At 39.4% G+C, this 12,780-nt stretch carries 5 protein-coding genes; 1 reads left to right on the top strand and 4 read right to left on the bottom strand.

Translation table 11 applies throughout. From position 1 onward, the window contains the following. Positions 1-43: 43 nt before the first annotated feature. Both ileS and LN995_RS19055 read right to left on the bottom strand, forming a co-directional pair. Positions 44-3,403, bottom strand: a complete 3,360-nt coding sequence (gene ileS / locus LN995_RS19050) for an isoleucine--tRNA ligase (protein ID WP_229962680.1) — start codon at positions 3,401-3,403, stop codon at positions 44-46. A gap of 1,255 nt (positions 3,404-4,658) precedes the next feature. Beyond that, positions 4,659-6,161: a glycine--tRNA ligase gene (locus LN995_RS19055; RefSeq protein ID WP_229962681.1), complete on the bottom strand. Its 1,503-nt coding sequence runs from the start codon at positions 6,159-6,161 to the stop codon at positions 4,659-4,661. 233 nt (positions 6,162-6,394) lie between these two features. Between LN995_RS19055 and LN995_RS19060 the strand changes: the two genes are divergently transcribed. Beyond that, complete coding sequence (locus LN995_RS19060) at positions 6,395-7,531, top strand: hypothetical protein (protein ID WP_229962682.1); 1,137 nt, start codon at positions 6,395-6,397, stop codon at positions 7,529-7,531. A 220-nt stretch (positions 7,532-7,751) separates the two neighbouring features. Here the strand turns inward: LN995_RS19060 and LN995_RS19065 are convergent, their stop codons facing one another. Together LN995_RS19065 and LN995_RS19070 are read right to left on the bottom strand one after the other, a co-directional pair. Further along, positions 7,752-8,210, bottom strand: a complete 459-nt coding sequence (locus LN995_RS19065; protein WP_229962683.1) for a hypothetical protein — start codon at positions 8,208-8,210, stop codon at positions 7,752-7,754. Between the two features lie 171 nt (positions 8,211-8,381). Next, positions 8,382-10,463 (bottom strand): cation:proton antiporter, encoded by a 2,082-nt coding sequence (locus LN995_RS19070; protein WP_229962684.1) that lies wholly within the window; start codon positions 10,461-10,463, stop codon positions 8,382-8,384. Between the last annotated feature and the right edge of the window lie 2,317 nt (positions 10,464-12,780).

Genomic DNA, 12,780 nt, shown 5'->3' on the forward strand with positions numbered 1-12,780 from the left:
AAAAGCCGCAAAGCATAACTCATGCCTTGCGGCTTTTTCTCTTTTAGATGGTAACATTAGATTCTATCTGAATCTGTATGTACACCTGATATTCATCGATATCTAAAAGCGTGCCATCTACCAGTTCATCTACAAACTCCAGGCTCAAAGCCTGTGTTTCGGCACAGATATAAGCATTGTAATTTTCTACAGCAGCATTTACCTCAGGTGCTGCAGAACGTTGCACCCTAATATGGATCTTATCCTGTACCTCTAAGTTACTGTCTTTACGCAGGTTCTGGATGCGATTTACCAGGTCACGGGCAATCCCTTCCTGCTTTAATTCTTCCGTAATTGTGATATCTAAGGCTACTGTCAGTTTACCTTCGTTGGCAACCAACCAGCCAGGAATATCCTCAGAAGAAATTTCGACATCGTCAGGAGTAAGTACAGCTGTTTCATCATCGTTAAGCAATATTTCAAAACCTCCCTCACGCTCTAGTTTAGCAATGTCCTCTTGGTTCATCTGCTGCACAGCAGCGGCCACCAGTTTCATTTTCGGACCAAAAACCTGACCAAGCTTCTTAAAGTTAGGCTTGATTTTCTTCACTAGGATACCAGAAGTATCGTCAATGTACTCTACTTCTTTAACGTTTACCTCGCTCAAGATCAAATCTTCCACAGCTTGTATCTGCTGCTTCGTATGCTCGCTGAGTACAGGAATAAGGATACGTTGCAATGGCTGACGCACTTTAATCATTTGTTTCTTGCGCAGCGAGTGCACTAATGAAGAAACTGTTTGTGCTAACTGCATACGCTCTTCCAGATCCTTGTCTACAGCACCTTTTGCTACTTCAGGGAAATCAGCTAAGTGTACAGACTCAACGCTGTTTCTGCCGCTCACACTGTTCAAATCACGGAACAGCTGCTCTGTATAGAATGGTGCAATAGGCGAAGCAAGCTTAGCTATGGTTTCCAGGCAAGTATAAAGTGTCTGGTAAGCAGCCATCTTATCTTCGTTGTACTCGCCTTTCCAGAAGCGTTTGCGGTTCAGGCGCACGTACCAGTTACTCAAATCATCCACCACAAAATCCTGGATGGCACGAGCTGCTTTGGTTGGATCGTAATCTGCAAGGTAACTATCTACCTCCTGCACCAGTGTATTTAATTTTGAGATAATCCAACGATCACTCTCTGTTCTTCTTTCTAACGGAACGTCAGCCTCTGCATAGGTAAAGTTATCGAGGTTGGCATACAACGCGAAGAAGGAATACGTATTCTGCAAGGTACCAAAGAAACGGCGTTGCGTTTCTACTACACCATCAGCATTAAATTTCAGGTTGTCCCAAGGCGGCGCATTTGCGATCATGTACCAACGTACCGCATCAGGACCATACTTTCCGATCATCTCAAACGGATCAACGGCATTGCCCAAGCGCTTACTCATCTTGTTACCGTTCTTGTCCAGCACCAAACCATTCGCGATAACGTTTTTATAAGCTACGCTATCTTCCAGCATTACTGCCAGCGCATGAAGTGTAAAGAACCAGCCACGTGTCTGGTCTACACCTTCAGCAATGTAATCGGCAGGAAAGTTTTGCTCAAATGTATTCTTATTCTCCAGTGGGTAATGCCACTGTGCATAAGGCATCGCTCCTGAGTCAAACCAAACATCGATAAGATCTGGTTCTCTGTACATTGCCTTTCCAGACTTGCTCACTAAAATAATGTTATCCACATAAGGGCGATGCAGATCTTTTATGTCTGCGGCAGCGTCCATCACACCTGCTTCCACAGCTTTTGCCATTTCTTGGTTCAGCTGTGCTATAGAACCGATGCATAGTTCTTCGTCACCATCTTCTGTTCTCCAGATAGGTAGTGGTGTGCCCCAGTAACGTGAACGGGAAAGGTTCCAGTCTACCAGGTTCTCCAGCCAGTTACCAAAACGACCTGTACCAGTAGATTCTGGTTTCCAGTTAATAGTCTTGTTCAGTTCAATCAACCGATCCTTTACGGCAGTGGTTTTGATGAACCAGCTGTCCAGCGGGTAGTAAAGTACCGGCTTATCAGTACGCCAGCAGTGAGGGTACGTGTGCTCGTACTTCTCTACTCTAAATGCTTTGTTTTCCTCTTTAAGCTTGATGGCAATTTTAACATCGGTTGGCTTGTAGTCAGCACCTGTCTCATCTTCGCCTGTATAGTTTTTCACATACATGCCAGCAAAATCAGTTACTTCTTTTACAAATCGACCTTGCTTGTCTACAAGCGGCATTGTCTTGCCAAACTCATCCGTCACCAACAGTGCAGGTATATCGTTTTGAGCAGCTACTCTAAAGTCATCGGCACCAAAAGTTGGCGATATGTGCACTATACCTGTACCATCTTCTGTAGTAACAAAATCGCCTACCACCACTCTGAAAGCTGGCTTGTCTGGCTGTACGTAAGGCATCAGTTGGTGGTACTCCACACCTGCTAAATCGCTACCAACAAATTCTGCTGCTACTTTAAAAGGAATAAGCTTGTCGCCCGGCTTATAATCTTCCAAGGCCAGGTCTTTAGCCTTATCACTGAAGTAACGGCTTACCAAGTCCTTTGCCAAGATAACAGAAACCGGTTCAAAGGTGTAAGGGTTAAAAGATTTTACCTTTACATACTTGATACCTTTTCCTACGGCAAGTGCCGTGTTAGATGGTAGTGTCCAGGGGGTAGTTGTCCAGGCAATAAAGCACACGTTCTCCTCCTCGTTATCGAACAGGAACATGTTGCGGGTGATCTTCTTCACCTCGAACTGCGCCACAATGGTCGTATCTTTCACCATGCGGTAGCAGCCTGGCTGATTCAGCTCGTGCGAGCTTAACCCTGTACCTGCTCCTGGCGAGTACGGCTGTATGGTATAGCCTTTATATAAGTAGCCTTTGTCGTAGAGGCGCTTCAGCAGTGCCCAGCAAGACTCAATGTATTCATTCTCGAAGGTGATGTACGGGTTGTTCAGGTCTACCCAGTAGCCCATCTTTTCAGTAAGGTCATCCCACTGATTTTTGAAACGCATTACCGTTTCACGGCAACGCTGGTTATATTCTTCAACAGTAATTTTCTTACCAATGTCTTCTTTGGTGATACCCAGTTCTTTCTCCACCTGTAGTTCAACCGGGAGGCCATGCGTATCCCAGCCGCCTTTGCGGTTTACCTGAAAACCTTTTAGTGTTTTATAGCGGCAGAAGATATCTTTTACAGCACGAGCCATTACGTGGTGAATACCCGGTGTACCGTTAGCAGAAGGTGGTCCTTCATAAAAAACGAAGTTCTCGTTACCTTCTCGTGTAGTTACTGACTTACCAAAGATGTTATTTTCTTTCCAAAATGCCAGTACGTCCTCGCCAAGCTTGGCGTAATTTAGATTTTTATACTCGTTGTACTTTCCCATTTTAAGGATTTTCTTCTATTTTCAGTTTCAGCTGATTAAGATAAATATAAACGTTTTACTACAACACGTTTACCTGCTCTATCAGCACATATGGGTCCTGCTTCTATCTGCCGCTATCCAAAAAGAATCAGCAAAGTAGGCAATATAATAATGTTTATAATGAATGCCACCATCAAATGCACAGGCAGATTAAGCTTTATAACTTATAAACAAACTTAATCTGTTTTTGATGCCAATAATGATCTTATACAATAATGCAGCAAAGTTAGCAAATTTGCTCGTTCTTACCCTCCTGAAGTATAAGATCATTCCTATAACAACACTGCTTTACAAGATCGTGTCTTTCTTTTATTTACCAGAAGTAGCCCAGGCTTAACCAGTGCTTTTCATTTTTTATGCTTTCGTATATAACTCTTCTTTTTAGGAGGCAGTGGAACACGAAGATTTGTTTTTCATGCCTGACATTTCAACAGATTAACACCCTTTCCAGCATAAGGTATCTTCTTTTAAAGTGCATCAACTTACCATAAAATTTTCATGTGTATAACTAGATTTTATACAGCAAATATGTTATTGGTTATCAAATAGATTTCAATGCATAACACCTCTTTACAATACTTTACTTTAAGCGTCAATCCACATAAAGATCCTTTAGAATTCTTTTTTAGTCAATCGAGTTATTAGTGTGTGCGATTATAACTACAATACTGTTTATAATTATCTAGAATAATGTGTTCACTTGACTTTTAGAGCTATTTTAATTCTTCTATACCTCTTCTTTTACACAACTGATTCTAGCTTACACTTTCTTATATTTAACATAATTTGTAAACTAAAGTAAAAAAGAATAACTCTTTTTATATAACGACAGCTACGATACTTACAACAAACCTGGCACAGAAGATTAACAAACCCAAGCTAAAACGTTGTAGTGTCTGTTTACAGAAATACCGAACTATAATTTCTACTCCTTAAAACTACTTCACTAAGTACAATTAACGTTATAAAGAATGCCTAAATCTACACTAGGTTCTCTTTGTATGCTTGCTACAGGTGTTAGGTTCCTACACTGTGGAGAAACTGAACTTTTATATTTTGTTTAGAAAGTGTAAGTACCTGAAAGCTTAATCTTTACAATAATAGTTTACCCTTTGCATCTGCTTTAAAGTAAAGCTTTTCCACATCTGGAAATTAAAATAAGAGAGGTAGTACGTTGACACGCACTACCTCACATACTCTCGTTTTATACTTTTATTTAAGCTAGTTTCTCAAAAATGCTTTTGAAGTTTACTGCTTTATCAATGTAGCTCTTCAACTCACTGATTGGCATACGCACCTGTTCACGGCTGTCACGATCGCGAACCGTAACAGTATCATCTTCCAGAGTCTGATGATCTACGGCAATACAGAATGGGGTACCGATTAAATCTTGGCGAGTATATCGTTTACCAATGCTGTCCCGCTCTTCGTAGATCAGATTAAAGTCGAATCTGAGAGAGTCAAACACTTCAGTTGCCTTTTCTGGCAAACCGTCTTTCTTCGTAAGCGGCAGAATGGCTGCTTTTACCGGAGCCAGTGCCGGGTGGAATTTCAGGTAAGTACGGGACTTAGTGCTGTCTCCTTCTGTTATCTCTTCTTCAGTATAAGCATTGCACAGCGTCATCAGGAACAAACGGTCTGCGCCTACAGATGTTTCAATTACATAAGGCACATAATTCCCAAATGGTTTACCTTCCTCATTCAGGTCATTGTCGAAGTATTGTAGCTTTTTGCGGCTCAGTTCCTGGTGCTGTGTCAGGTCAAAATCGGTACGGGAGTGTATACCCTCTACTTCTTTAAAGCCGAACGGGAACTGGTACTCAATATCCACAGCTGCATTAGCATAATGCGCCAGCTTATCATGATCATGATAACGTAGTTTGTCAGCAGGAATACCAATAGCTTCATGCCATTTTTTGCGAGCTTCTTTCCATTGATTATACCACTCCATTTCAGTGCCAGGGCGAACAAAAAACTGCATCTCCATTTGCTCAAACTCCCGCATACGGAAAATGAACTGACGCGCCACAATCTCGTTACGAAAAGCTTTACCTATTTGGGCAATACCAAAAGGTACTTTCATACGGCCTGTTTTCTGCACGTTCAGGAAGTTAACAAATATACCTTGTGCTGTTTCAGGACGCAGATATATAGTACTTGAATCTTCAGCCACAGAACCAACCTGTGTAGAAAACATTAGGTTAAATTGGCGCACCTCTGTCCAGTTAGCAGTGCCTGACACAGGACATTTAATGTCTTCCCGGATGATCAGGTTACGTACTCCATCCAGGTCTTCAGCCTCCAGCAGCTTACCCATTTCTGCAGTCAAAGCTTTTGCTCTTTCTACATCCCCTTCTTTTTCGTACTGGGCTGCTTTCTCCTCTATCAGCACATCGGCTCGGTAACGCTTTTTGGAATCTCGGTTATCGATCATCGGATCATTAAAGCTATCCACGTGACCAGAGGCCTTCCAGGTAAGCGGATGCATAAAAATAGCAGCATCCAAACCAACAACATTCTGGTTAAGTTGCGTCATGCTCTTCCACCAAAGTGTTTTAATGTTGTTCTTCAGCTCTACTCCCATTTGGCCGTAGTCGTACACGGCTGCTAAACCATCATATATCTCGCTTGATGGGAATACAAATCCATATTCCTTCGCGTGGGAGATAATATCTTTCAGATCTGTGTTATCTACAGTTGTTTTCTCTTGTGTCGCCATGCAGCAAAGATAACTTTTTAGTGTTTTATAATGTCAATTGCGTGTAACTGATTTTTTAATGTTCATACTCTGATTGCTTTTATGCGTTCATACTAGCCTGGTATTTCTGTTTAAAGCAAGGTTTATCTTTATATGAGATTCTAGTTAACAATTTCTTAACATTGGGTCATCCACCCTATCTTCATTTTGAGCTAACTTGCAACGTTTTTTAATTTCTCACCAATTTTTTCGAAATGGCTAAAGCAAAAAAAGGAAAAAGGCCAATAGTACCCACCAAACCATATAAATTCAGAAAGCGCTACGGCCTTTTTGATGTTGTTCTCCGCAAAGAAAAGAAGTTTTTATACTTTATTGCTTTCTCCATGATTGTGGCAGGCGTTGTTTACCCTTATGCCTCTATTGCTATGTGGGTTGGTTTCGCCTTTGCTGGTTACTCTGCTATTGCCAACGATAGTATACAAACCATTGGTACATTTATAGTATCTAATGAAGACAAGAAGTGGTATTGGCAGTGGCTTTTTATGGGCACTATCTTTTTAGGTACTGTCTTTTACAGCTGGTACATGTTTAATGGCGACGTTACCTATCAGCGCCTTTCTTCTAAAGGCTTCGATCAAACTCCTGATAACTTTGTTTTCCTGCAATTAGCAGCACCTATTATCCTGTTGCTGATGACGCGCTTCCGCATACCGGTATCTACTACCTTTATGCTTCTAAGTGTGTTCACCATCAACTCAGGTGCTATTGTTAGTATGATAAATAAGAGCTTATTAGGTTATGTTGCCGCTTTTGTAGTTGCTCTTATAATTTACTTACTGCTAACTAAGGTCTTAAAGAAGTTTGTTAAAGGTAAGGCACATGGCTCCTGGGTAATAGCGCAGTGGGTTATTAGTGGTTTCTTATGGCACACCTGGCTAGCTCAGGACCTGGCAAATGTTGCAGTTTACTTACCTCGCCAGCTTAGTGCCATAGAGTTTATTGCTTTTGCTGGCTTTATATTCTTAGGCTTAGGCTTTATGTTTTATATGCGGGGTGAGAAAATCCAGAACATCATTAATGAAAAATCTGATGTTCGGGATGTTCGTAGTGCCACCATAATTGACCTTATCTACTCTATTATTCTGTATTACTTTAAAGAAATTAACAATGTGCCTATGAGTACCACATGGGTGTTTGTTGGTTTGCTGGCCGGTCGTGAGCTGGGTATGCGAATTCGTGCCCAAGATAGCTCTGTGAAGTTTGCCAAAACCTTTAACTTAATTGGTAAAGATGTTCTCTCTGTAACTATTGGTTTGGTTATCTCTGTTGTTATGGCTGTGGCCATTAACCCTGTTATACAAGAAGAGATTATTAATTTCCTTTTTAAATAGGAACAACTGCTTTTAAGGCAGAGGCAGAAACAGAAAGAGCCGGGGCTTGCTTACTAAATGCAGTTTCGGCTCTTTCTGTTCTGATGTTCTCCCTTCTACAGAAAGCTATATCTGGTATTACTTTATCTTACTTTCTCGAACGAACTACTTTTCAATAGGCAAAAAAGCCCCGGCAGGTTTATACCTACCGGGGCTTTTTATATGTAAATTTTTTATCGGTTTACTTCTCTGGCCACTCAACCTCTAAGTTATCATTAATGAAAACCCCAAAGTTTACAGCTATCAATTGATCATCGTCAAAGTAAAGGTCGATCATTTTCTTCTCGTAAGAGATGCGTGTTTCGCCTGCTTCCATCTCCTCTTCTTCCGGATCTGTAATATCATTATCAGCAAATAACTGCTTCACCTGTTTCTGGCTCATCTCGAAAATACGCTCTCCCCACAACTGCACTTCTCTGTTGGCAGTTTCTATACAGCTAAGTCTGTAATCGTCTTCTTTATCGAAATATAAAGAATAACCATCTTCCCAGTAGTTCCAGGCCTCATGCTCGAACTCATCTTCTTCATCAGATTCTTCAATCTCTTCGGGCTCGCCTAACAGTTCTTTTACTTCGTCCATTGTTAAGCCAAACTTGATCTTACCAAGTCCTTTGCCCAACCTGATGTCTCTATTGATCATTTTACTATTTAATTTTTTTTGCAAAGATACGAGAAACAGATATTTATGATTTATACCCCTATCTTTTTTTAAATATTTTTTCTGATATCCTTAACAGTTCATTTAGTGAAATTTATCTTCACTTATGTTTATATGCCTGCTATTTACCTTTACTTAACTACAGTTTAAATGTTACCTCTGTTCCTGTCTCTGGTTAGATCCATCTATATCTCCGAAAGGTTTATATGAGTTACCCCGGTACATTGAAGGGAACTGTTCAGGATAAATAATAATGAAACTGTTGTCCTTGTAGCCTCTGGATAGTATTCTTGGTATGTAGTCCAGTTCTTTGCTATGTGAAACTGATCCTTCCCGCGCTGATATGGTAACCAGTAAATCATCTTCCTGTATTTCGGAACGAAGATTTTCAAGGTCACTTAATTTAGTGATAGGCTCATATTCTGCTTCTACTGCTGGCTTTGACTTTTTTACTGTCTGCCTTAAGTGATTCAATACTCTTTTTCTACCTTTAAATACTAGTTTAGCGCCAAGCTGTTGCGACAACAGGCTTAACGTTTTAACCCATCTGAAATAGCCCCTTTCAAGGTCTGCATTCATCGGCACCAGTACTACTATCCTTTCTGTTGTATTAATAGGCTGTATAATTTTACAAACCAATATCATTTGCTCAGTGTTTTCCAGCAGGCTGTCCAGTACTGTACCAAATATCCTGTCACGTGTCGTTATCTTCCCGTTCCACCCTAGCACCACTTCTGTTATCATTAACTCTTTTATGGCCCTTAGTATACCGCTTGGTACGTTAACGTCAATTTTAGATACTAACTGCACATCGCTGTCTGTGGCTGAAGCATGTTTTATTGCTTCCTGCAGCATTTTATTCTTCTTATATATTTCTTCTTCTGCATGTTCATTGTCTATTACCACAGCCAACGGATAGATGGGCTCATCATAGTCAGGGTTCTTTAACATAATTGACAAATCCACTAAGTTCTCTATGGTTTTAGGATTGGCAATTGGTACCAAAATTCTGTCCGGCTTATTACTAATGTCGGGTTTGCGCCTGCTCTCCACGATAGCCATTCTTCTTCCTACTTTTTCTGTCGTAAAGGAGCTGACAACACTAGAGACTAATATTAAGGCTACTGCACCGTTCAGCGCACTTTCTCCTAGCAAGCCTATGTCGTACCCTGCCAGTATAACAGCAAGTGTAGCCGCCGCATGTGCACTGCTTAATCCAAACATCAGGTATCGCTGCATTACATTAAATCCAAATAGCTTCTGGCTTATAAAAGCAGCTACATATTTAGTAGCTGGCGCTAGTATAACAATGGTACCTGCAATTAACATGGCACTAGTATCTGTAAACAATACTGTGAGGTCTACCAGCATGCCTGTACTAATCAGGAAGAACGGAATAAAGATGTTGTTCCCTACAAACTCTATTCTGTTCATGAGAGGCGATGTATGTGGTATTAGCGGGTTTAATGCCAGACCTGCCAGGAACGCTCCTATGATAGCTTCCATACCTGCCAGTTCTGATAAGAAAGCAGCTGCAAACACTATGGTCAGTACAAATATGTATTGCGCCCCTTTTTCGCTTTCCAGTTGTTTAAATACCCACTTTGCTATTTTCGGGAACACCCACAAAACAATTGCCACGAAAATGGCCATCCCTGCTATCATTTTTACCCAGAACAATATGTCTGTATTGCCCTGCGTAGAATTTATGATTATGGCCAGCACAAACAGCACTGCAGTATCTGTGATTAATGTTCCTCCTATGGTTACTGTTACCGCTTCGTTTTTGCTTAGGCCCAGTCTGCTTATAATTGGGTAAGCCAATAGTGTATGAGGGGCAAACATACTTGCCAGCAGTATGGATGGTTTTATAGCGTTGCCTTCTAAATAATAGAAAACTGCTGTTCCTACTGTTATAGGAATTATAAAGGTCATTAGCCCGAATATAAGGCTGCGTGTTTTGTACTTTTTAAAATCGATCATGTCGATTTCCAGACCAGCCAGGAACATAATATAAAGCAAGCCTACTGTTCCAAACAATACTATACTTGCATCCCTTGATAATATATTTAATCCGTTTGGCCCTATGATGACCCCGGCTAGTATCATTCCTACTATACCTGGTATTTTCATCTTACCTAAAACTATGGGAGCTATCAGTATGATGAGCAATACTAATGTAAAGATGAGTACCGGTTCTTCAAACGGCAGCGTGAGCGACATTAATAATTTCATTTACTTATTTTGGTGTTTTTCGACTTGAACCAATTAAAGATACAGCTTTTATTTTTTACCCTTCTGGGTACTTGACCAGCCTGTTTATACATTTCTTTTTCCTTTCTTTTCATCTTTCCACACATTCACTGTTCTAGTTATTTTAAAAAGATGTTTTCTTAAATCAATTCTTCTTTCATTATTTAGGCTGTTCATAAGTTGATAACTCTATACGTTCAACTTGAATGGTTATAATATGTTTACAGCTTTTTTCTTTTTCACCAGTTGTTCCACATTGCTGTTTCTTCTATTTTTTTCATTCTCAATTCCTTAAGCCGATTTTCCACTATTTACCCTTTTTTGTGTATTTCTTTTTGCACACTTTACATTCAAGTGGAAAATGTCTTTTTGTGGTAAAACTTGTACACTTGTATCCACTTTTCAGATGTTCCACGGGGCTATTTCACATGTGTAATTATACAGTGTGTAAAGTTGTAAGTCAGTTACCCACGTTTGTCCACAGTTATACCTACGCTTATGTGGATTACTCATGAGCTTTTTCAGATATCAATTTTAAGTGCTTTTTTATACACTACTGCGTATCTAAAAGCATTTCATTTCTCTTTTACATGAACTCTTTTTTTATTGATTAATTACACATTTAATCTTAGTGTGAAGCTTTAAAGCCTGTGTACACAGATATAAGCTTTACACTTTGCTAATAATTTGAGCATTGTAAAAGACAGAGTATAGAGGTGTAAAGTTGTGTTAATGGTGCACTTGATTTAGATGGGGCTTTTACTTATAAGTACTACTTTCAGAGCAACCATATTTTTATGCAACAGATGAATATATTCGTTTGTTCTTAAAGCTATGATCTCTTATGTTTGCTAACCACGCTTGAAGTTCTGATTTCTTTATACTCTGATAGTTGATGATAATGAGAGATGGAACCTTAAATTGCAACCAATAGGCTTTGATAGGGAAAGGGAATCTACAGCAGAAGGGAGAGTCGGAGCTTTACAATTATTGAAGCAGGAATATATAGATTCGCAACAAGATTAGCGTGACCAAGTACTATAACTATCGGGCATGTTCTTGCTGAGATTTATAAACCAATACTTGTCTTAACTCCTTCATTTCTCAACCAGCTAATAGTACTGTCAAACCGAAAAATGTTTAAGTAATGTTTGTTCTGTAATCGGAACAACTAATAAGCACTGTTAAATGCTTATCATTTTATTTATAGCTAATGAGGGCCTTCAGTGGTTTAGCTGCTTTGTTTTATGTGCGGACATAATGTCACAAGCTTTAGCTGGAGCGTTGTCTTAAATAGTCAAGGGCAGTCAAGAGGGGAGAAGGATTTATTTGTTTCATTAAAGAAGTCCTTCTACTTCTTTTCAATTTAGTCTGCACTTGACAAAGTTGGTTATTTATAAGCACCAATTTACTAAGGAACGCTTATCAAACTTTTATTTCAGGAGATTATTCAAGGCATGCTAATGAAGCAAAGCTATAAAATATATTGGTCAACGTTCCTTATTGTTTTTGAACCTGCTTAAGCTTAACGTAATCCTGGCAGCTATTTACGATACAATTATTCCGGAATAAACTCTCTGCTTCTACTCTTGATTGTTTTTTAGATGGATATAAAAAATTTCCATTTTTTCTAATGAGTCACCTGGTGAATGGTGGAATCTTTATTTGTAACTGTTTTGTTGCCTCGGTAGTGGCAGCACAAATTTAAGCTACGGCATTTTCAGATATACTTTTCCAATTATGAATCTAGACTTTGTTTAGTATATAGAACCCTATTCTCAACTTGGCACGCACCAAAATCAATGATAATTAAGATAACAGAGATAATCACTGCTAAAGTACAACAGCTCTTTAACTCCCAAGTTAACGTTGCTTTAAGATTATACTGATGGACTTGATGTTTCCTCTCAATATTAAATTACTTTGTTAGCACTATCAAGCATTTTTGTTATTCTTGTTTTGAGGCGAATTCGTGACAAGTAGAGGAGGTGGACTGAGAAGAATCATAATGTTATAGAATGTAGCTTATAGTGGCCTTTAGCCTGCCTTTGATATTTTATGTTGGTCCATTATTAATGGCTATGCAGGAAAAATTTTTATCTCATTTTTTACTGAATTTTGTCAGGTAAAATGGCTTCTAAATCTGAGCAGCATGCCTGCTTATATTTTATGGTTAATGTTAATTACTTAAAGGTAATTTTATGCCTGCTCAATTTTCTTAAGCTTTTTAGATGATTTATAAACATGTAGTTGATTGTTTTACCTTTAAATTTCTGGTACTTCTATAAGAGTAATGATA

Origin of the sequence: Pontibacter silvestris (assembly GCF_020907275.1) — a bacterium.
Classification (GTDB): Bacteria; Bacteroidota; Bacteroidia; order Cytophagales; family Hymenobacteraceae; genus Pontibacter; species Pontibacter silvestris.

Excerpts from the sequence above, each read along its gene's own strand:
- ileS (WP_229962680.1), bottom strand. The coding sequence starts at position 3,403 with ATGGGAAAGTACAACGAGTATAAAAATCTAAATTACGCCAAGCTTGGC.
- LN995_RS19055 (WP_229962681.1), bottom strand. The coding sequence starts at position 6,161 with ATGGCGACACAAGAGAAAACAACTGTAGATAACACAGATCTGAAAGAT.
- LN995_RS19060 (WP_229962682.1), top strand. The coding sequence starts at position 6,395 with ATGGCTAAAGCAAAAAAAGGAAAAAGGCCAATAGTACCCACCAAACCA.
- LN995_RS19065 (WP_229962683.1), bottom strand. The coding sequence starts at position 8,210 with ATGATCAATAGAGACATCAGGTTGGGCAAAGGACTTGGTAAGATCAAG.
- LN995_RS19070 (WP_229962684.1), bottom strand. The coding sequence starts at position 10,463 with ATGAAATTATTAATGTCGCTCACGCTGCCGTTTGAAGAACCGGTACTC.